The organism is Oceanicaulis sp. (genome assembly GCA_040112665.1).
GTDB lineage: Bacteria > Pseudomonadota > Alphaproteobacteria > Caulobacterales > Maricaulaceae > Oceanicaulis.
The window spans coordinates 1,052,068-1,071,996 of sequence record CP157796.1; the positions used below are offsets into that span (position 1 = coordinate 1,052,068).

The 19,929-nt window shown below is 68.1% G+C and carries 20 protein-coding genes; 19 read left to right on the top strand and 1 reads right to left on the bottom strand.

The window, feature by feature from the left end:
- Positions 1-24 precede the first annotated feature (24 nt).
- From ABL308_04975 to ABL308_05045, 15 genes are all read left to right on the top strand, one after another.
- Positions 25-471 carry a GNAT family N-acetyltransferase gene (locus ABL308_04975; protein XBQ17231.1) on the top strand — a complete coding sequence of 149 codons (447 nt, stop codon included), beginning with the start codon at positions 25-27 and terminating at the stop codon, positions 469-471.
- Between the two features lie 74 nt (positions 472-545).
- A complete protein-coding gene (locus ABL308_04980; GenBank protein ID XBQ17232.1) occupies positions 546-962 on the top strand; it encodes a Fur family transcriptional regulator in 417 nt (138 codons plus the stop codon).
- A gap of 132 nt (positions 963-1,094) precedes the next feature.
- Positions 1,095-2,504, top strand: coding sequence for a tRNA (N6-isopentenyl adenosine(37)-C2)-methylthiotransferase MiaB (miaB, locus tag ABL308_04985; protein XBQ17233.1), 1,410 nt, complete (start codon positions 1,095-1,097; stop codon positions 2,502-2,504).
- Positions 2,501-3,505 carry a PhoH family protein gene (locus tag ABL308_04990; GenBank protein ID XBQ17234.1) on the top strand — a complete coding sequence of 335 codons (1,005 nt, stop codon included), beginning with the start codon at positions 2,501-2,503 and terminating at the stop codon, positions 3,503-3,505. The genes miaB and ABL308_04990 overlap by 4 nt, the downstream gene beginning before the upstream one ends.
- Entirely contained in the window at positions 3,502-3,969 is a 468-nt protein-coding gene (ybeY, locus tag ABL308_04995) for an rRNA maturation RNase YbeY (GenBank protein XBQ17235.1), read from the top strand. Before ABL308_04990 ends, ybeY begins: the two co-directional genes overlap by 4 nt.
- Positions 3,966-4,871 (top strand): hemolysin family protein, encoded by a 906-nt coding sequence (locus ABL308_05000; protein XBQ17236.1) that lies wholly within the window; start codon positions 3,966-3,968, stop codon positions 4,869-4,871. The genes ybeY and ABL308_05000 overlap by 4 nt, the downstream gene beginning before the upstream one ends.
- Positions 4,868-6,493: an apolipoprotein N-acyltransferase gene (gene lnt / locus ABL308_05005; GenBank protein ID XBQ17237.1), complete on the top strand. Its 1,626-nt coding sequence runs from the start codon at positions 4,868-4,870 to the stop codon at positions 6,491-6,493. The genes ABL308_05000 and lnt overlap by 4 nt, the downstream gene beginning before the upstream one ends.
- 60 nt (positions 6,494-6,553) lie before the next feature.
- The gene (locus tag ABL308_05010; GenBank protein ID XBQ17238.1) at positions 6,554-6,988 is read left to right on the top strand and encodes a helix-turn-helix domain-containing protein; all 435 of its coding nucleotides are present in this window, start codon (positions 6,554-6,556) and stop codon (positions 6,986-6,988) included.
- Between the two features lie 101 nt (positions 6,989-7,089).
- A complete protein-coding gene (gene metK / locus ABL308_05015) occupies positions 7,090-8,262 on the top strand; it encodes a methionine adenosyltransferase (protein XBQ17239.1) in 1,173 nt (390 codons plus the stop codon).
- A gap of 101 nt (positions 8,263-8,363) precedes the next feature.
- A complete protein-coding gene (trmB, locus tag ABL308_05020) occupies positions 8,364-9,038 on the top strand; it encodes a tRNA (guanosine(46)-N7)-methyltransferase TrmB (GenBank protein ID XBQ17240.1) in 675 nt (224 codons plus the stop codon).
- Positions 9,039-9,177: 139 nt separating this feature from the next.
- Complete coding sequence (gene rimP / locus ABL308_05025; protein ID XBQ17241.1) at positions 9,178-9,720, top strand: ribosome maturation factor RimP; 543 nt, start codon at positions 9,178-9,180, stop codon at positions 9,718-9,720.
- A gap of 2 nt (positions 9,721-9,722) precedes the next feature.
- The gene (gene nusA, locus ABL308_05030; protein XBQ17242.1) at positions 9,723-11,501 is read left to right on the top strand and encodes a transcription termination factor NusA; all 1,779 of its coding nucleotides are present in this window, start codon (positions 9,723-9,725) and stop codon (positions 11,499-11,501) included.
- An 11-nt stretch (positions 11,502-11,512) separates the two neighbouring features.
- Positions 11,513-12,148, top strand: coding sequence for an RNA-binding protein (locus ABL308_05035; protein XBQ17243.1), 636 nt, complete (start codon positions 11,513-11,515; stop codon positions 12,146-12,148).
- A gap of 150 nt (positions 12,149-12,298) precedes the next feature.
- Complete coding sequence (gene infB / locus ABL308_05040; GenBank protein ID XBQ17244.1) at positions 12,299-14,899, top strand: translation initiation factor IF-2; 2,601 nt, start codon at positions 12,299-12,301, stop codon at positions 14,897-14,899.
- A 103-nt stretch (positions 14,900-15,002) separates the two neighbouring features.
- Entirely contained in the window at positions 15,003-15,464 is a 462-nt protein-coding gene (locus tag ABL308_05045; protein XBQ17245.1) for a DMT family transporter, read from the top strand.
- Between the two features lie 4 nt (positions 15,465-15,468).
- Here ABL308_05045 and ABL308_05050 read toward each other — a convergent pair whose 3' ends face one another.
- Entirely contained in the window at positions 15,469-15,813 is a 345-nt protein-coding gene (locus ABL308_05050) for a hypothetical protein (GenBank protein XBQ17246.1), read from the bottom strand.
- A 72-nt stretch (positions 15,814-15,885) separates the two neighbouring features.
- Here ABL308_05050 and ABL308_05055 point away from each other — a divergent pair, with 72 nt between their 5' ends.
- From ABL308_05055 to ABL308_05070, 4 genes are all read left to right on the top strand, one after another.
- Positions 15,886-16,665, top strand: a complete 780-nt coding sequence (locus ABL308_05055) for a glucose 1-dehydrogenase (GenBank protein XBQ17247.1) — start codon at positions 15,886-15,888, stop codon at positions 16,663-16,665.
- A 4-nt stretch (positions 16,666-16,669) separates the two neighbouring features.
- On the top strand, positions 16,670-17,881 hold the full coding sequence (locus ABL308_05060; protein XBQ17248.1) for a hypothetical protein: 1,212 nt from the start codon (positions 16,670-16,672) through the stop codon (positions 17,879-17,881).
- A gap of 71 nt (positions 17,882-17,952) precedes the next feature.
- Complete coding sequence (locus tag ABL308_05065; GenBank protein XBQ17249.1) at positions 17,953-19,077, top strand: SMP-30/gluconolactonase/LRE family protein; 1,125 nt, start codon at positions 17,953-17,955, stop codon at positions 19,075-19,077.
- The gene (locus ABL308_05070) at positions 19,074-19,865 is read left to right on the top strand and encodes an SDR family NAD(P)-dependent oxidoreductase (GenBank protein XBQ17250.1); all 792 of its coding nucleotides are present in this window, start codon (positions 19,074-19,076) and stop codon (positions 19,863-19,865) included. Before ABL308_05065 ends, ABL308_05070 begins: the two co-directional genes overlap by 4 nt.
- Positions 19,866-19,929: the final 64 nt, after the last annotated feature.

A 19,929-nucleotide genomic window follows, 5' to 3' on the forward strand; every position in this document is an offset into this window, starting at 1 on the left:
GAAACTGCGATTGGTGGGGAACCCGTGAAACCGCAAAAAGTCTCAGTGCGAAGCTTCGGCGCCGAAGCGGCCGGCCTGTGCGCGCAGCTGCATGCGGGCGGGTTCGACCCTGGCTGGAGCGAAGCCGAGATGGCGGGCCTTTTGGGCTCGACCGGGGTGGAGGCGCTGATCCTCAGCGAAGTGGAAACGCCGCTCGCCGTGGCGCTGATCCGCACCATCGCAGGCGAAAGCGAGCTTCTGACGATCGCCGTACCTGAGGCGCGCCGCGGCGAGGGGCTCGGCGCACGCCTGCTCGCCGCATGCCTTGATCAGGCGCGGGCGCGCGGCGCCGAGGCGATGTTCCTCGAAGTGTCGGAAGCGAACGCGCCCGCGCGCGCGCTCTACCTTCGGGCGGGCTTTATCGAGGTCGGCCGCAGGCCGCGCTATTACCGCGACGGCTCGGACGCGGCGCTGATGCGGCTGGCGCTCTAGGCGGGCTTTGTATGGACAGGGCTCGGCGGCGGGGCGTATCTAGGGACGTGAAGGTGAGTCAGGGAGGCGCGGCGATGCCGGACCGGATCGAAAAGCTCTGCATCGACAAGGGTCTGCGCATGACCGAGCAGCGGCGCACCATTGCGCGCGTGCTCAGCGAGGCCGACGACCATCCCGACGCCGAGGAGCTGCACCGCCGCGCCAGCGCCGAGGACAGCCGGATTTCGCTCGCCACCGTCTACCGCACGGTGCGCCTGTTCGAAGAAGCCGGCATCATCGAGCGCCACGACTTCCGCGACGGCCGCTCGCGCTATGAAGAAGCCGCCGACGACCATCACGACCATCTCATCGATATGAATTCCGGCGAGGTGATCGAATTTTTCGACGAAGAGATCGAGCGCCTGCAAGAAGCCATCGCCCGCAAGCTCGGCTACAAGCTCGTCGATCACCGGCTGGAGCTTTACGGCGTGAAGCTGAAGGACGGCGAGTAGGGAGCGGTAACTCCCTCCTCCCCTTGCCAGACAGGCGTTTCATCCCCATAACCCCTCGTTCGCGCGCGCGAGGGGTTTCCGCTCGCGCCCTGAGCAGCTGAAGTCACGCCGGCGAGGAGGCCGGCTTCGGTCATGAGCGACACGACGCCCGCCCCGGCGCCTTCCGGCGACAAGGCCAAAAAGCGCCTGTTCATCAAGACCTATGGCTGCCAGATGAACGTGTACGATTCAGATCGTATGCGCGATGTTCTGAGCCCGCTGGGCTATGAGCCGAGCGAGACGCCCGAGGGGGCGGATCTCGTCATTCTGAACACCTGCCATATCCGCGAAAAGGCCGCCGAGAAGGTCTATTCCGAGCTGGGCCGGCTGAAGCCCCTGAAGGAGGCCAAGGCCGCCGAAGGCTCGTCGATGACCGTGACGGTGGCGGGCTGTGTGGCCCAGGCCGAAGGCGCGGAGATCCAGCGCCGCGCGCCTGTCGTCGATCTGGTGGTCGGCCCGCAGACCTATCACAAGCTTCCCGAGCTGATCGCCAACGTCCATCGCGGCCGAGGCGAAGGCCTCGACACCGAATTCGAGGTCGAGGAGAAGTTCGACACGCTCGCCGCGCCCGAGCGCCAGGTCGACGGCTACACGGCTTTCGTCACTGTTCAGGAAGGCTGCGACAAGTTCTGCACCTTCTGTGTGGTGCCCTATACGCGTGGCGCGGAGTGGTCGCGGCCGGCGGATCAGGTGGTGGCCGAGGTGCGCCAGCTCGCCGCCAAGGGCGTCCGCGAGGTCACGCTTCTGGGCCAGAACGTCAACGCCTATCACGGCGAAGCGCCGGCGGGCGACGAGGCGGGCGGAAGCTGGGGTCTGGGTCGTCTGGTGCGTCATCTCGCGCTGATCGGCGGGATCGAGCGCATCCGCTTCACCACCAGCCATCCGCGCGACATGGACGAGGATCTGATCTCGGCCTTCGCCGATACGCCCAAGCTGATGCCGTACTTCCACCTGCCGGTTCAGTCGGGCTCGGACAAGATCCTGAAATCGATGAACCGCAAGCACACCGCGGCGGAGTATCTCGACATCATCGCCCGGCTGCGCGCCGCGCGTCCCGATATCGCGATCTCGGGCGACATGATCGTGGGCTTTCCCGGCGAGACCGAGGCCGATTTCGAGGCCACGATGGAGCTTGTGCGGCAGGTGAACTACGCCAGCTGCTTCTCGTTCAAATACTCCCGCCGTCCCGGCACGCCGGGCGCGGCCATGTTCGGCCAGGTTGACGAGGCGGTGAAGACCGAGCGCCTCGCCCGGCTTCAGGCGCTGCTGGCGGAACAGCAGCTCGCCTTCAACCGTTCGATGATCGGCCGCAGGCTGCCGGTGCTGTTCGAGCGCGAGGGCCGGCATGACGGCCAGCTCTCGGGCCGCAGCCCCTATCTGCAGGCGGTCCATTGCGACGGCCCGGCCTCCCTGATCGGCGAGATCGCCGAGGTGGAGGTCACCGGCGCCTCGAAGAACGCGCTCGCCGCACGTCTCGTCCCCGAGGAGACCCGCGCCGCGTGAGCCGCTCGCCGAAATCGCGCCGCCCCAGGCGGGAACCGGCCGAAACCCTCTATTTCGACGACGCCGAGCGGGTGCGCCTGCTCGCCGGGCCGAGCCACGAGAATTTCGCCGTGGTCGAAGCCGAGCTCGGCGTGCGCCTCGAGGCGCCCGGCGGCGGTCAGGTCATGATCGTCTCCGGCGACGGCCGCGCGCGCACCGAGGCGCGCCGGGTGCTGAGCGCGCTCTATGGCGGGCTGGAAAGCGGAGTGCAGATCGATCCGCCGGCTGTGAAGGCCGCCTGCCTGATGGCCGACGACGAGCCGGGCGAGGAGATCGACGCGGTCATCCGGGTGCCGCGCGGCGAGCATTTCGCCGCCCGCACCGACGGCCAGAAAGCCTATGTCCGCGCGCTGAAAAACGAGAAGGCCCACGACATGGTCTTCGGCGTCGGCCCGGCGGGCACCGGCAAGACCCTGCTTGCAGTCGCCTACGGCGCCTCCCAGCTGGCGCTGGGCAATGTCGAGCGGCTGGTGATCACCCGCCCCGCGGTGGAGGCCGGCGAGCGTCTGGGCTTTCTGCCCGGCGATCTGACCGAGAAGATCGACCCTTACCTGCTGCCGATCTGGGACGCCCTGCGCGACGCGCTGGGCCAGCGCGTGTACGAGAAGATGCGCGACGAGGGCCGGATTGAAGTCGCCCCGCTCGCCTTCATGCGCGGCCGCACCCTGTCGCGCGCCTTCGTCGTCGTCGACGAGGCGCAGAACGCCACCGTGCCGCAAATGCGCATGGTGCTGACCCGCCTGGGCGAAGGCTCGCGCATGGCGGTGACCGGCGATCCGACCCAGACCGATCTTCGGCCCGGCGAGCCTTCGGGCCTGCCGCACGCCTTGTCGATCCTCGGCGATGTCGAGCGCATCGCGGTGCGCCGGTTCGGCCGGCAGGACGTGGTCCGACACGGCCTGGTCGCCCGGATCGTCGACGCCTATGAGCGCGACGACGAGCGGCGGGAGACACGCAAATGAGCACGCCGCGGCTCGAATTCATGATCGACGACGCGCGCTGGGAAGGCGCGGCGGGCTTCGAGGCTCTGGCTGAGAAAGCCGTCGAGGCCGGGCTCGCCCGGCTCGACGCGGCAAGGCCGGGCACGGCCGTGGTGCTGTTGTCGGGCGACGCGGTGCTGCGCGATCTCAATCATCGTTTCCGGGGCAAGGACATGCCCACGAACGTCTTGTCCTTTCCCGCGCCGGAGAGCGAAGGCTATCCCGGCGATCTCGCGCTGGCCTGGGAAACCTGTGCGCGCGAGGCCGAGGCGGCCGGAAAATCGGTCGTCGAGCACGCCGTGCATCTTGTCCTGCACGGCGTTCTGCATCTCAATGGACTGGATCATCAGGAGGAAGACGAGGCGGCCGAGTTGGAGGCGCTGGAAAGCGCGGTCCTGACCGGCCTGGGGATCAAAGATCCCTATCTCGTGGAAACGGAGTCATGACAGACCCTGCGTCTCGAAGTCTTCTGGCGCGCCTGACGCGCGCCTTCAACCGCCCGGCCAGTCAGGCCGAGCCCGCCCCTGTCGAGAACGGCGTAAGCGTCGAAGGCGCGGCGGGCGGCGATCTTCTGCTGAACGTGCAGAATTTCCATGAAAAGCGGGTGCAGGACGTCATGGTCCCGCGCGCCGACGTCACTGCGGTCGACATCGACACCCCGCTGAAAGAACTCGCCAAGATTTTCGGCGAGGCCGCCCATTCGCGCCTGCCGGTGTTCCGCGAGACCCTCGACGATCCGGTCGGCGTGGCGCACATCAAGGACGTGGTCGGCTATCTGTCGCGTTACGCCGAGCAGGGCGGCGCAGGCGGCGAGGACTGGGGCGAGGCGAAGATCCTGCCCGCCATCCGCCGGCCGCTTCTGTACGTGCCGCCGTCCATGCGCGCGCTCGACCTACTTCTGAAGATGCAGTCGCGCCGCCAGCACATGGCGCTGGTCGTCGACGAGTTCGGCGGCACGGACGGCCTTGTGACGCTGGAAGACCTGCTCGAACCGATCGTCGGCGACATCGAGGACGAGCACGACGAAACCGAGCCGGCCAGCGTCAAGTCCAAGGGCGCAGCCTGCTGGGAAGCCGATGCGCGCGCGGAGATCACCGAGCTTGAAGCGGTGATCGGCCAGGACATCGCCACCGACGAGGAAGAAGCCGACGTCGACACGCTCGGCGGTCTGGTCTTCCGCCTCGCCGGACGCGTGCCCGAGCGCGGCGAAGTGCTGGCCCACCCGTCGGGCTTTGAATTCGAGGTGCTCGATTCAGATCCGCGCCGGATCAAGCGCGTGCGCGTGCGTCCCGCCGCGCCCGCGCCTGAAGAGCCGGCGAAAGCCGCTTCGGCGAACGGCGCGGCGTGAGCGCGGCCGGGCCGGCCTCTGCGGGCCGCAGGGCGCTCGCCCGCTGGCGCGCGCTGAAGGGCTGGCCGCTCTACGCGGCGCTGTTCGCGCTGGGCGCTCTCGGCGTGTTCGCGCATGCGCCCTACCACTCCCAGCCCGTCCTGATCGCCGGCTATGTCGCGCTGGTCTGGAGCCTGGACGCGTCTCGGCGCACCGCTCGGCCATGGCGCGCGGGTTTCGCCCGCGCCTGGTGGTTCGGCGCGGGCCAGTTCCTGGCCGGCACGTTCTGGGTTGCGAACGCCTTCCTCGTAAGCGCGGGCGATCACGCCTGGCTGATCTGGGCGCCGCTCATTCTCCTGCCGGGCGGGCTGGCGCTGTTCTGGGGCGCGGCCGGCGCGCTCTACGCCCGTTTCGCGCCCTCCGGCCCCGAGCGCGTCTGCGTGTTCGCCGCGCTGTTCCTGATCGCCGAGCTTCTGCGCGCCACGATCCTTTCAGGCTTTCCCTGGAACCTGCCGGGCCATGTCTTCGCCGCAGGCGGCGCGGTGAGCCAGGCCGCAGCGCTGGCGGGCGCGTTCGGGCTGAGCGCGCTCGTGCTTTTCGCTTTCGCCGCGCCCGCAGCGCTCGCCGGACCGGGCGCCGCCTGGCGGCGCGCCGCGCCTGCGCTGACGGGGCTCGCTTTGCTCATCGGGGCGTGGAGCTTCGGTGCGATCAGGCTTGCGGACGCGGACGTGCGGGAAACCGGCCTGACCGTCCGGGTCGTCCAGCTCGCCATCGAGCAGGCCGACAAGCGGTTCGAGCGCCGCGAGGCGATCCTGGAAGACTATCTCGACCTTTCCGCGCAGCCGGGTCTCGAGGCGGTGGACGTGCTGGTCTGGCCTGAGGGAGCGATTCCCGCTCTGCTCCTGCGCGATCGCGCCCTGCTCGAACGCATTCGCGACAGATTGTCGCATAATCTCATTCTCGTAACCGGTACGACCCGGGCCGAGGCGGGCGAAGGCGGCGCGCCGGACGCCTACTTCAACGCGCTCGCAGTTCTCCAGATAGACGAAGCTGTGACCCTTAGAGCGGTCTACGACAAGGTGAAACTCGTCCCCTTCGGCGAGAGCAATCCGGTTCATGCGCTGACCCGTCCGCTGGGGCTGGACACGCTCAGCCAGTGGGGCGCGGCCTACACACCGGGGCCCGGCGCGCGGACCCTGTCAGATACCGGGCTGCCACCGTTTTCTCCGCTGATATGCTATGAAGTGGTGTATGCCCGCTTCGCGCCGCGCGGCGTGGATCGGGCGAACTGGCTCGTCAACGTGTCCAACGATTCCTGGTACGGAAACACCACCGGACCGCGACAGCACTTCAACCAGGCGCGATATCGCGCGATCGAGGAGGGCCTTCCGATGGTGCGGGCGGCGTCGAAAGGCGTTTCAGGACAGATCGATCCGTATGGACGCCCTGTACAGGTCCTCGGGCTCGACGCGAACGCGGCATTGGACTTTCGATTGCTTGAGCCGCGCGGGGAAACTATTTACGCCCGGCATGGAGACTGGCCCTGGTTGAGCGTGTTCAGCTTGCTACTTCTGGGGCTCGGCTTGCTTCTGCGCCGGTCAGGGGCGGCGGATCCCGCCGATGGCGTACGGCGCCGTGTGTAACTGTTTATGGGCCGAACCCGTGTATGGTGCGGCCAGTTTGTCGATAGGGAACAGCCTGCAATGAGCAACACACCCAATCCCCGCGGTCCGAACGCCGTCGACCGCCATGTCGGCTCGCGCGTCCGCCTGCGCCGGCAGCTTCTGAACATGAGCCAGGAAAAGCTCGGTGAAGAACTCGGGGTGACGTTCCAGCAAGTCCAGAAATACGAGCGCGGCACCAACCGGGTCGGCGCGGGGCGGCTCTGGCATCTCGCCCGCGTGCTCGACGTGCCGGTGTCGTTTTTCTACGAAGGCGTCTCTGAAAACGCGCGTCAGCCGGGCTTCTCCGAAGGCGATCAGACCCCGATCGTGGACGATTTCATCCAGTCCGCAGACGGCGTCCAGCTCGCCCAGGCCTTCGCGCGCATCAAGGACTCCAAGGTCCGCCGCCGCATCCTTGAACTTGTCCGCACCCTCGCCGCGGAAGAGGCCGAAGCGGCTGCGCCGTCGAAATAGGCGCGTCCTCGGGGAATAATCGGAAGCCGGGCCTTGCCTTGCGGGGCCGGATCGGGTTTATGCGCTCCATATAAAGCAAGCTTTATATGGAGGCCCTGTCCGTGGCTCGATCGTCCTATCTGTTCACCAGCGAAAGCGTATCCGAAGGCCATCCGGACAAGGTGTGCGACCGCATCTCCGATGCGATCGTGGACCTGTTCCTGTCCAAGGACCCGGTGGCGCGCGTGGCCTGCGAGACCCTGACCACGACCAACCGGATCGTGCTGGCCGGCGAGGTGCGCTGCGCAGGCGATATAGACGAGGCCGAGATCGAGCAGGCCGCACGCCGCGCGGTGAAGGATATCGGCTACGAGCAGGACGGCTTCCACTGGGAGACGGCCGCGTTCCAGAACTATCTGCACGAGCAGTCCGCCGACATCGCCCAGGGCGTGGACGAAGGCACCGGCTCGTACGAAGAGGAAGGCGCCGGCGACCAGGGCATCATGTTCGGTTTCGCGACCGACGAGACGCCCGAGCTGATGCCCGCGCCGATCACCTACTCCCACCAGATCCTCAAGGAGATGGCGCGGCTGAGGAAAACCGGCGAGCGGCCCGAATTCGAACCCGACGCCAAGTCCCAGGTCACGCTGCGCTACGAGAACGGCAAGCCGGTCGCTGTCACCTCGGTCGTGGTCTCCACCCAGCACAAGGACGGGGTGAGCCTCGGCGACGTGCGCGAGCTGGTCCGTCCGGTGGTTCAGAAGGTCCTGCCCGAAGGCTGGTTCCCGCCCGAGGACGAGTTCTACGTCAACCCGACCGGCAAGTTCGTCATCGGCGGACCCGACGGCGACGCCGGCCTGACCGGGCGCAAGATCATCGTGGACACCTATGGCGGCGCGGCGCCCCATGGCGGCGGCGCGTTCTCCGGCAAGGATCCCACCAAGGTGGACCGCTCGGCGGCCTATGTCGCGCGCTATCTCGCCAAGAACGTCGTCGCGGCGGGCCTGGCGAAGAAGTGCACCATCCAGCTCAGCTACGCGATCGGGGTGGCCAAGCCGCTGTCGGTCTATGTCGACACGCACGGCACCGGAAACGTCGACGAGGCGAAGCTGGAGAACACGCTGCGCGAGCTGGTGGACCTGCGTCCCAAGGGCATCCGCACCCATCTCCAGCTCAACCGCCCGATCTACGAGCGCTCGGCCGCCTACGGCCATTTCGGCCGCACGCCGGACAATGACGGCGGCTTCTCCTGGGAGAAGACCGATCTGGCCGACGCGCTGAAGAGCCGCTTCTAGGCGCCTCGCAGGCCTGAACGAGAAGCCCCGGCGCCCGGCGCGCCGGGGCTTTTTCATGCGCGGCGCTTTACCCGCAGCCGATCGCGCGTATACCCCGCGCCATGACCGAGACACCGCAGAACCGACGCCTTTATGGCCGCGCACAGGGCCACAAGCTCACCGCGCGCCAGCAGACCCTCGTCGACACGCTCGGCGAGGCGCTGGCCTGGCCGGACGGTGGGCTGGACCCGTCCGCGCTGCTGCCCGATTTCGATCGACACGTGCTGGAGATCGGCTTCGGCGCGGCGGAGCACCTGATCGAACAGGCTGCCCGTGCGCCGCAGACCGGCTTCATCGGGATCGAGCCCTTCCTGAACGGCGTCGCCAAGGCGCTGACCGGGATCGAGGATCGGGGCCTTGGAAATGTGCGCGTCAAGCGCGCCGACGCGCGTGACGAGATCGAGGCTGCGCCTGAGGCCGCGTTCGATCAGATCTATCTGCTCTTCCCCGATCCCTGGCCGAAGAAACGCCACGCCAAGCGCCGCTTCGTGCAGGACGACACCGCGCGTCAGCTCGCCCGGATTCTCAAGCCTGGCGGTCGGCTGCGCGTGGCGACCGACGTACGCGCCTACGCCGACTGGGCGTTTCCGATCCTGCTTCAGACGCCGGGACTGAACTGGACCGGCGCGCACCCTGACGACTGGCGCGAGAATCCGTCAGATCACGTGGTGACGCGCTATCAGTCCAAGCATCTGGGCGATATCGATCCGGTCTTCTTCGACTTCGTGAAGGGCTGAAGCGCGCCCCCGTTGCGCGCTCGCCCTGAGAGGCGTATACAGCGCCTCAACAAGTTCGATACGCCGGACGGCGCGATCGGGCGGCTCGGAGCACCGGGCCGCCCTTTTCGTTTCCTGATCCGGGCCGCACGGAGAGCCCATGAAGGCGCGTACGCCCCAAGACGAGCGGGTGCTCGATCTCGCCGAGCCGGTCGCCGAGACCCTCGGCATGGAGATCGTGCGCGTGCGCGTGATGGGCGGCAAGAAGACCACCGTGCAGATCATGGCCGAGCGCAGCGACGGAACGATGAACGTCGAGGACTGCGCGAAGCTGTCGCGCGCCCTGTCGGACATCTTCGAGGAAGCCGATCCGATCAGCGGCGAATACGATCTCGAGGTCAGCTCGCCGGGCATCGACCGGCCGCTCACCGCGCTCGATCACTTCGCGCGCTGGGAAGGATTCGAAGCCAAGCTCGAACTCGACCGGCTGGTGGAGAACCGCAAGCGCTTCCGCGGCGTGCTCGCCGGGGTCGAGGACGGTAACGTCATGATCGACCTCAAGGGCGAAGAAGACACCGCGCTCATCCCGTTCGACTGGATCGCGGACGCCAAACTCATACTCACCGACGCGCTGATCGCGGCGAGCCTGAAGGGCCGCCCGGCCGCGCCGGACCAGACTTCCAACGACAAGAAGGACGCATAGTCATGGCCATCGGGGTCAGCGCCAACAAGCTGGAAATCCTGCAGATCGCGCGTGCGGTCGCCGCCGAGAAGATGATCGACGAATCCATTGTCCTCGAGGCGATCGAGGAAGCGATCCAGAAGGCCGCGCGCTCGCGCTACGGCGCCGAGCTGGACATTCATTGCGACATCGATCCCAAGACCGGCGAGATGCGGCTGACCAGCCGCACCACCGTGGTCGAGGAGGTCGAGAACGACACTCACGAGCTGACGCTGGAACAGGCCAAGCGCCGCGATCCCGAAGCCTTCGTCGGCAAGGTCTATGAAGAAGAGCTGCCGCCGATCGAGTTCGGCCGGGTCGCCAGCCAGACCGCCAAACAGGTCATCACCCAGAAGGTCCGCGAGGCCGAGCGCCGCCGCCAGTACGAAGAGTACAAGGACCGCGTGGGCGAGATCGTCAACGGCATCGTCAAGCGTGTCGAGTACGGCAACGTCATCGTCGATCTGGGCAAGGCCGAAGGCATCATCCGGCGCTCCGACGGCATTCCGCGCGAAAGCCTTCAGGTCAACGACCGCGTCCGCGCCTATATCTACGATGTGCGCGAGGAGGTCCGCGGCCCGCAGATCTTCCTCAGCCGCGCGCATCCGGACTTCATGGCGGCCCTGTTCGCCCAGGAAGTGCCCGAAGTCTACGAAGGCGTCATCGAGATCCCGCGCGTGGCGCGCGATCCGGGCAGCCGCGCGAAGATCGCCGTGATCTCCAACGACAGCTCAATCGATCCGGTCGGCGCCTGCGTGGGCATGCGCGGCAGCCGGGTTCAGGCCGTCGTCAACGAACTCGCCGGCGAGAAGATCGACATCATTCCATGGAATCCCGATCCGGCGACCTTCATCGTCAACGCCCTGCAGCCCGCCGAAGTGGCCAAGGTCGTGCTCGACGAGGACGATCAGCGCATCGAGGTCGTGGTGCCTGACGAGCAGCTGTCGCTGGCCATCGGCCGGCGCGGCCAGAACGTGCGCCTGGCCAGCCAGCTGACCGGCTGGGCCATCGACATCCTCACCGAGGAAGAAGAGTCCGAGCGCCGTCAGAAAGAATTCTCCGAGCGCACCGCGCTGTTCATGGAGGCGCTGGACGTCGACGAGGTCATCGCCCAGCTGCTGGCCACCGAAGGCTTCGCGGACATGGAAGACCTCGCCTTCGTCGAGCTCGACGAGATCGCGGTCATCGAGGGCTTCGACGACGACACGGCGTCTGAAATCCAGACCCGCGCGCGCGAATACCTCGAAAAGGTCGCCGCCGAGCAGGACGCCAAGCGCAAGGAGCTGGGTGTCGAGGACGCGGTGCTCGAGATCGAGGGCGTGGACCTGCCGATGGCGGTGCGCTTCGGCGAGAACGAGGTCCTGACCGTCGAGGACGTGGCCGGCCTGACCCCGGACGATCTGCGCGGCTGGTACGAGACCCGCGACGGCGAGCGCGTGCGCGAGCCGGGCATTCTGGACGGGTTCGACATCTCCGCCGAAGACGCCGAGCAGCTGATCATGCGCGCCCGGGTCGAGGCAGGCTGGATCGAGGCCGACGCGCTCACGCCCGAGCCTGAAGAAACAGAGGACGGGGTTGAAGACGAGGCCGGCGATGTCGATCTCGACGATATCGACCTCGCCGATCTCGAAGCCGAAGCCGAGCGCCTGGGCGTCGATCTCTCCGAACTGCTCGGCGAAGATCCCGGTCTCGCCGTCGAGGACACGGGCGACGCGCCCGCCGAGGACGCTGATCCCGATCGCGAAGACGACGAGGAGCGCTGAAAGGACGAACGGTGAGCCGGGGCGCCAGAACCAGCCGGGTGAAGGAGCCGCGCGAGCGCAGGTGCGTGGCGACAGGCGAGGTGAAGCCCGAAGCCGAGCTGCTCAGGGTGGCGCTGGGGCCGGACGGTGTTCTGGTCCCCGACCTCGCCGCCAGGCTGCCCGGCCGGGGCGGCTGGGTGAGCGCGGACCGCGCCTCGGTCGATCTGGCGGTGAAAAAGCGGGCCTTCAACCGCGCTTTCGAGCGCCCGGTCGAAGCGCCCGCCGACCTCGCGGACCGCTTCGAGGCCCTTCTCGAAGCTCGTGCGTTGTCGCTGCTGGGCCTTTCAAGGCGCGCGGGACGGCTCGCGATAGGGTATGATGGGGCGAGGCTCGCCCTGTCGAAGGGGGCCGAGCCGGCCTGGCGGATCGAGGCGAGCGACGCGAGCGCCGACGGGCGCGGCAAGCTCGACCGGCTCGCCGAGGCCGCCCGGCCCGGCCTTCCGGTCGCCGCCTGCTTCAGCGCCGAGGCGCTGGGCGCGGCGCTTGGACGCGGCGGGATCGTGCATGCGGTCCTGGCGCAGGGGCCTGAAGCAGCCGGGTTCGGCGCGGCGATCGGCAAGCTCGCCGGTTTTCGCGCCATAGACCCGGCGGGCGCACAGAACGGTTGATCCGCCGCGTTTGGCGGCTAGGTTAGCGGGCCTTCGGGGCCGGGCGCGACGATACGCGGCGCGCCGGCGGCGAAAAGGCCCTGAAACATGACGGTTCTCCGCACGCGGCGGCGGGGGTCCGGTCTCATTCGAAAGCCGCGAAGGACGCTCATGAGCGACGCTGACGAACGCAACACCTCGGGCCGCAAGCCCCTCTCCCTCGGCGGACGATCCTCCGGGACCGTGCAGCAGAGCTTCGCGCGCGGACGGCAGAAGTCCGTCGTCGTGGAGAAAAAGCGCAAGCGCGGACCCGGCACGGGCGGCGGCGCGGCGGAAAAGCCGCAGGCCGCCTCCAAGGGTCCGGTTTCCGACAAGGATCGCGCCCGCGCCGCTCTGGCCGCCAAGGCCAAGCAGCTCGGCCTGTCCGAGGAGGAGCTGCTGCGCCGGCAGGCCGCGATCCAGCGCGCCAAGGCCGAATCCGAAGCGCGCGAGCAGAAAAAGCGCGCCGAGGAAGAGGACCGCAAACGCCGCCAGCAGGAAGAGCTGAAGGCGCTCGAGGATCAGCGCAAGCGCGAGGAAGAAGAGCGCCGCGCCCGCGAGGAGGCCGATCGCCGCGCCGCCGAGGAGGCCGAGGCCGCCCGCCGCGCCGAGGCCGAACCCAAAGCGGCCAAGGCCAAGCCCAAGCGCAACGCCGAGGCCGAAGCGCCCGCTCTGCCTGAGGAGCCGGTCAAGCCGGCCAGCCGCAAGGCCGACAAGTCGCGCGACAAGGACGACGACGAGCCGCGCAACCTGCTCGAGGAGATGGGCGGCCGGGTCAAATCGAAGAAGACCCCGCCTGTCGGCGACAAGGCCGCGCGGACGAAAGAACCCAAGCGCCGCCAGGGCAAGCTGACGATCCAGAACCTCGTCGAGGACGACGAGGACCGGCAGCGCTCGCTCGCCTCGATGCGCCGCGCCCGCGAACGCGAAAAGCAGCGCCGCATCCAGCAGGGCAAGGGCCGCGAAAAGGTCGCCCGCGAGGTGATCGTCCCCGAAGTCATCACCGTCCAGGATCTCGCCCAGCGTATGGCCGAGCGCGCTGCGGACGTGGTGAAATTCCTGATGACGCAGGGCCAGATGGTCCGCGCCAACGACGCGCTGGACGCCGACACCGCCGAGCTGATCGTCGAGGAGTTCGGCCACACCGTGAAGCGCGTGTCGGAATCCGACGTCGAGGAAGGCTTCATCTCCCGCGACGATCCGGACGAGAGCAAGAAGCCGCGCTCGCCGGTCGTCACGGTCATGGGCCATGTCGACCACGGCAAGACCTCGCTTCTGGACGCGCTGCGCGCCACCGACGTGGCCGCCGGCGAGGCCGGGGGCATCACCCAGCATATCGGCGCCTATCAGGTGCAGCTGAAATCGGGTGAGAAGATCACCTTCCTGGACACGCCCGGTCACGCGGCCTTCTCCGCCATGCGCTCGCGCGGCGCCCAGGCGACCGACATCGTCATCCTGGTGGTGGCCGCCGACGACGGCGTGATGCCCCAGACGATCGAGGCGATCAGCCACGCCAAGGCGGCCAAGGTCCCGATGATCGTGGCGGTCAACAAGATCGACAAGCCGGGCTCGGACCCCAACAAGGTCCTGCAGGAGCTGCTCCAGCACGAAGTCTTCGTCGAGGACATGGGCGGCGACGTGCAGTCGGTGGCGGTCTCGGCGCTGAAAAAGCAGGGCCTGGACGAGCTGACCGACGCGATCACGCTTCAGGCCGAGCTGCTCGAGCTGAAAGCCAATCCCGACCGCTCCGCCGAGGGCGTGGTGATCGAAAGCCAGATCGACAAGGGCCGCGGCCCGGTGGCCACCGCGCTGGTCAAGCGCGGCACGCTCAAGCGCGGCGATATCGTCGTGGCCGGCGCCCAGTGGGGCAAGGTCCGCGCGCTGGTCAACGAACGCGGCCAGCAGCTCAAGGAAGCCGGCCCGTCCGAACCCGCCGAGATCCTGGGCCTGGACGGCGCGCCTGAACCCGGCGAGGTCTTCGCCGTGGTCGAGACCGAAGCGCGCGCCCGCGAGCTTGTGGACTATCGCCAGCGCATGCTGCGCGACAAGGCGGCGGCCGCCCGCACCGGCGGCGGCGCCTCGCTCGAGCAGATGATGGCCAAGCTGAAGACCAATCAGCTCAAGGAGATGCCGATCCTCGTCAAATCCGACGTGCAGGGTTCGGCGGAAGCCATCGTCGGCGCGCTGGAGAAGGTCGGCAACGAGGAAGTCGCCGCACGCGTGGTGCATTCGGCGCCGGGCGGGGTTTCGGAAAGCGACGTGCTTCTGGCCCAGGCCTCGAACGCGCCGATCTTCGCGTTCAACGTCCGCGCCAACAAGCAGGCCCGCGAGCTGGCCGAGCGCGAAGGCGTCGAGATCCGTTACTATTCGGTGATCTACGACCTGATCGACGACGTCAAAGCGACGCTGGAAGGCATGCTGGCGCCGGAGAAACGCGAGACCTTCATCGGTTACGCGGAGATCCTGGAGGTGTTCAACATCACCAAGGTCGGCAAGGTCGCCGGTTGCCGCGTCACCGACGGCGTGGTCAAGCGCGGCTGCGGCGTGCGCCTGCTGCGCGACGACACGGTCATCCACGAAGGCGAGCTCTCCACGCTCAAGCGCTTCAAGGACGAAGTAAGCGAAGTGCGCGCCGGCACCGAGTGCGGCATGGGCTTCGTGGGCTATCACGATCTTCAGGTCGGCGACCAGATCGAGTGCTTCCAGGTCGAGGAGATCGAGCGCAAGCTCTGATCCGCCCCGCCTTACCGAACGCAGCGGGCGGCCCGTCGGGCCGCCCGTTTGCGTTTGGAGTGTCGCGCCCTAGCTGACACGCCGAGCCGAACGGAGCCGCGTCATGAACCTCTCCTACGCCCTGCCGCTTCTGGGCACGATCGTCGCCGGAGCGGCGGTGTCGCTGCAGCCGGCGTTCAACGGCCAGCTCGCCGCCCATCTCGGCTCGCCCTTCCGCGCGGCGCTGGTGAGCTTCACCGCCGGCGCGCTGACGCTGCTGGTCGTGGTGTCCGCCCTGGCCTTCCGCACCGGCCTTCCAAGCACCGAGCGCGTCGCGAACACGCCGATCCATTTGTTCATCGTCGGCGGGATGCTGGGCGCGCTGTTCGTCTCCACCGCAGCCTGGGCGACGCCGAAGATCGGCGCAGGGGCGTTCTTCGCAACGCTGATCGCCGCGCAGCTCATCGTTTCGCTGGTCATCGACCATTTCGGCCTGATCGGGCTCGACGCCAGACCGGCCAATCTCGTGCGGATCGGCGGGGTCGTCCTGCTGATCGCCGGCGGCTGGATGGTCGTGCGCGGCTAGCGCCTCAGGGAAGCCCGGGGAAGTGCTCGACGTACGCGATGGTGAAGTCGGGGAAGTGATCGACGAGGCGGATGGTGAAATCGGGAAATTGCTCGACGAACGTCCACTCGCCGCACGCGTCAGGGAAATGGGACACGCGTTCCACCTTCAGATCGGGGAAGTGCTCGACGACCTGGACGTCGAAATCGGCGAAGTGCTCGACGATCTGCACCCGGCCGTGCAGCGGTATGCCGTCAAGGGTGCAATCGTCGGCGATCGTGTCGACGGCGAGGGCGGCGAAGAGCTCGATCATGGGGTCGAGCCTGGCGAAGCGAAGCTGAACGCCCGGTGAAGCGGCGCGCGAGCGCATCCCGCCTCTCGCCTTGCCGCGTCCGGCCCGCTAGGTTCGCGCGCAAACACCGTTCAAGGGGAGGAGAGTTTCATGTCCGAGAAGGATCTGTCGCTGGAAGGCAAGGTCGCGCTGGTCGCCGGCGCGAGCCGCGGCATCGGCGAGGCTGCGGCCAAGCGGCTGGCGCGCGCCGGGGCCACCGTCATCTGTTCGAGCCGGAAGATCGGCGATTGCGAACGCGTGGCTGAAGAGATCCGGGCCGAGGGCGGCAAGGCTCGCGCCTTCGTGCTGCACCTGGGCGAAGCCGAGGACCGCGAGAAGGCGATCGAGAACATCAAGGCCGAGGAAGGCCGGCTCGACGTGCTCGTGAACAACGGCGCGACCAGCCCCTATTTCGGCGAAGCGAAAGACACGCCCGACAGCGCCTGGGACAAGACCTTCGACGTCAATGTGAAGGGCCCGTTCTTCCTGAGCTCGCTGGCGATCAACGCCTTCATGCAGACCCAGATGTCGGGTTCGATCGTCAACGTCGCCTCGATCAACGGCATGCGTCCGGGCTTCTTCCAGGGCGCGTATTCGATCTCCAAGGCCGCGGTGATCTCGATGACCCAGGTGCTCGCCCAGGAATGCGGCGGGTTCGGCGTGCGTGTGAACGCGCTCTGCCCGGGCCTGACCGAGACCAAGCTCGCGAGCGCCCTCACCTCGAACCCCGAGCTGAAGGACATGATGCAGCGGAACTTCTCGCTGCAGCGCGTCGGCCAGCCCGAGGACATGGCCGCCGCGATCCATTTCCTCGCCAGCGAGGCGTCGAGCTACATGACCGGCCAGTGCCTGACCGTGGACGGCGGCATCACCGCGCGCGGCCCGCTCTGAGCCGATGCTGAGCCGGGACGATTGCCTCGCGCTGGACGCGGCCGATCCGCTGAAGGATCGGCGCGCGCTCTTCGCGCTCAAGGACGGGCTGATCTATCTCGACGGCAATTCGCTCGGCGTGCCGCCGAAGGCGGCGCTCGCCCGGCTGCGGGAGGCCGCCGAGACCGAATGGGCGAACGGGCTCATCGCGTCCTGGAACGACGCGGGCTGGATGGATCTGCCGCTGACCCTGGGCGGCAAGCTCGCCCGGCTGATCGGGGTTCCGCAGGACGAGGTGATCGCGATCGACACGGTCACGATCAACCTCTTCAAGCTGTGCGCGGCGCTGATCGCCCGGACCGGCGGCGCCATCGCCGCCGAGGCCGGCGAGTTTCCCACCGACAATCACGTCATGGAGGGCCTCGCGCAGATCACGGGCGCGCAGATGCACCGGGTCCCGGCGAACACGAGGCCGGCCGATCTGCCTGAAGACGTCACCGTCTTCATCAAGTCCGGCGTGCACTACAAGAGCGCCGAGATCGCCGATTTCGAAGGCTATGAGCGCGAAGCGAAGGCGCGCGATCTCGCCATCGTCTGGGATCTCAGCCACGCCACCGGGCTGGTCGATCTCAAGCTCGAAGCCTGGGGCGCGAAATACGCGGTCGGCTGCGGGTACAAGTTCCTCTCCGGCGGGCCCGGCGCGCCGGCGTTTCTCTACTGCGCCGCCGAAGAGACCGCGCAGCTCGAACATCCGATCTCGGGCTGGCTCGGCCATGCCCGGCCCTTCGGTTTCGAGGACGCCTACGAGCCCGCTGACGGCATCGTCCGCTGGCGGACGAGTTCGCCTTCGATCCTCGCCCTCTCCGCGCTCGACGGCGCGGTCAGCGCCTATGACGGCGTGGACATGGCCGAGGTGGAGAAGAAGGCCGGAAAGCTCGGCGACGTGCTGCTGCAGCGCGCGCAAAGCGTCGGCCTGACCCACGCCTGTCCGGGGATCGGCGCGCGGCGGGGCGGCCATGTCGTGCTCGAACATGAGAACGGCTACGCGATCGTCCAGGCGCTGATCGCGCGCGGGATCGTGGGAGATTTCCGCGCCCCGAACCTGATGCGCTTCGGCTTCAACCCGCTCTACAATACGTACACGGAAGTCTTCGACGCCGGCGCCGCCCTCGCCGAGGTGATCGAGACCCGCGCCTGGGACCGGCCGGAGTTTCTGGCGAAGAAGGCGGTGACTTAGGGCCCCGCCCCGCCGCTTGCCCTTCGCCGCGCCTTCGCCCAAGCTCCTCAAAACACAAGGGGAGGGGCGCAATGCGCTGGATTGTCGGGATTATCGCGGTGCTGGGCGCGGCCGTTCTGCTCGCCGCGTACGGGCCGGGCGCGCTCAATGCGGTGAAGTTCGATCCGCCTGCGCCCGATCCCGCGCTTGAAGCGCTGTTCGCGGACCCGGCCGAGCCGGCGGTGCGCGAGGCGGCCGATCTTTACGGCGCGGAGGACCTCGAACCGGGGCCGGACGGCCGGCTCTACACCGGGCTCGCCGACGGCCGGATCATGGCGCGCGGGCCCGACGGCGGCTGGGCCGAGATCGCGAACACGGGTGGGCGTCCGCTGGGCCTGGCTTTCGTTCCCGACGGCGCGCTGTTCGTCGCCGATGCGAAGAAAGGGCTGCTGCGCCTCGGCGCGGACGGGACGTTCGAGACCTGGATGGCCGATGAAAGCGAGGGTGGGCCGCTGGTCTTCACCGACGATCTCACCGTGCTCGCTGACGGATCGGTCATCCTCACCGACGCCTCGCGGCGCTGGGGCTATGGCGAGTACATGACCTCGTTTCTCGAAGGCGAGCAGACCGGGATCGTCTACCGGATCACCGCGCCGGGCGAATACGACGCGCTGGCCGAGGGCTTCGCTTTCATCAACGGGGTCGACCACGATCCGGAGACAGGCCTGGTCTATCTCAACGAGACCTATGCCGGCCGGGTCTGGACGCTGGACCCTGAGACCGGAGAGACAGAAGTCCTGATCGAGGGCCTGCCGGGCTATCCGGACAATCTCGAATTCGATGCGGACACGGGTCTTCTGTGGATCGCCATGCCGTCGAAACGCTCCGCCGATCTCGACGCGCTGCATCCGCGGCCGTTCGTGAAGCGCCTGATGTGGCGCTGGATCCAGATCGCCGGCCTGCCGCCTTTGCCGCCGCGCCCGGCCATGGCGTTGGCCGTCACCACAGGCGGCGAGCCGGCTTATGCGCTGTACGGCCCGGACGATACGAGCTTCGGGATCACCACCGCGACGCCCTGGCGCGGACAGGTCTGGACCGCCGGGCTCGAACGCCCGGCGATCGACGCCTATGACGCGCCGGCCGACATCGTCCCGCCTTTTACGGAGAGCGCCGGCGTCGACGACGCGCCCGAACCCGCCGCCGAGCCGAACCCGTGAGCCGCACCGCGCTCATCACTGGCGGGTCGAGCGGGATCGGGCTCGCCCTGTCGCGCCGTCTGGCCCAGCGCGGCTGGCGGCTTTTGTGGGTCTCTCTGGCCGAAGCCGAGCAGGCCGGGGCCGCCGCCTCTATCCGCGCCGACCAGCCCAATGCCGAGATCGAGGCGCTCGCGCTTGATCTGTCAGAGCCCGGCGCGGCGGACCGGGTCTTCCAGTGGGCGCAGGGCCAGGGGCCACGCCTCGAGCTTCTGGTCAACAATGCCGGGATCGGCGTCTACGGGCCCAGCGCCAGCCTGCCGGTCGAGGCCGAGCAGTGCATGATCGCGGTCAATATCGGCGCGCTGCACGCGCTCGCGCGCGCCTTCATCCCGGCGATGGAGGCTGCAGGCGGCGGGACCATCGTCAACATCGCCTCGAACTCCGCCTTCACGCCTGCGCCCGATCTTGCGGTTTACGCCGCCACCAAGGCCTTCGTCCGGCATTATTCCGAAGCGCTGCACGAAGAGCTGGCCGAAGCGAAAAGCGCCGTCCGCGTCATGACGGTCTGCCCCTCGGCGGTGTCGGACACGCCGTTCAAGAGCCGCGCCTCGATGGACGGAGTGCGGACCTTTGAAAGCTTCACCGCGACCACCGCTGATGAAGTGGCGCGCGACATCCTCAAGGGCCTCGACGTCGGGGCGCGATCGGTGCTCACCGGCGCGGCGATGCGCCGGGCCATGCTTGCGATGAAGCTCTCCCCGGCGCCGCTTCTGCGCTGGATGACGCGGCGGGAGACGCGCAAGCTCTGAGCCCGCGCCGGGCCCGCCTTCCACCCTTGGGGAAAATCGTCTACACCGCCCGCTCCTCCCCGCA

Excerpts from the sequence above, each read along its gene's own strand:
- ABL308_05000 (XBQ17236.1), top strand. The coding sequence starts at position 3,966 with ATGACAGACCCTGCGTCTCGAAGTCTTCTGGCGCGCCTGACGCGCGCC.
- ABL308_05010 (XBQ17238.1), top strand. The coding sequence starts at position 6,554 with ATGAGCAACACACCCAATCCCCGCGGTCCGAACGCCGTCGACCGCCAT.
- nusA (XBQ17242.1), top strand. The coding sequence starts at position 9,723 with ATGGCCATCGGGGTCAGCGCCAACAAGCTGGAAATCCTGCAGATCGCG.
- rimP (XBQ17241.1), top strand. The coding sequence starts at position 9,178 with ATGAAGGCGCGTACGCCCCAAGACGAGCGGGTGCTCGATCTCGCCGAG.
- ABL308_05060 (XBQ17248.1), top strand. The coding sequence starts at position 16,670 with ATGCTGAGCCGGGACGATTGCCTCGCGCTGGACGCGGCCGATCCGCTG.
- ABL308_04980 (XBQ17232.1), top strand. The coding sequence starts at position 546 with ATGCCGGACCGGATCGAAAAGCTCTGCATCGACAAGGGTCTGCGCATG.
- ABL308_05050 (XBQ17246.1), bottom strand. The coding sequence starts at position 15,813 with ATGCGCTCGCGCGCCGCTTCACCGGGCGTTCAGCTTCGCTTCGCCAGG.
- infB (XBQ17244.1), top strand. The coding sequence starts at position 12,299 with ATGAGCGACGCTGACGAACGCAACACCTCGGGCCGCAAGCCCCTCTCC.
- ABL308_05065 (XBQ17249.1), top strand. The coding sequence starts at position 17,953 with ATGCGCTGGATTGTCGGGATTATCGCGGTGCTGGGCGCGGCCGTTCTG.
- ABL308_05045 (XBQ17245.1), top strand. The coding sequence starts at position 15,003 with ATGAACCTCTCCTACGCCCTGCCGCTTCTGGGCACGATCGTCGCCGGA.
- ABL308_05055 (XBQ17247.1), top strand. The coding sequence starts at position 15,886 with ATGTCCGAGAAGGATCTGTCGCTGGAAGGCAAGGTCGCGCTGGTCGCC.
- trmB (XBQ17240.1), top strand. The coding sequence starts at position 8,364 with ATGACCGAGACACCGCAGAACCGACGCCTTTATGGCCGCGCACAGGGC.
- miaB (XBQ17233.1), top strand. The coding sequence starts at position 1,095 with ATGAGCGACACGACGCCCGCCCCGGCGCCTTCCGGCGACAAGGCCAAA.
- ybeY (XBQ17235.1), top strand. The coding sequence starts at position 3,502 with ATGAGCACGCCGCGGCTCGAATTCATGATCGACGACGCGCGCTGGGAA.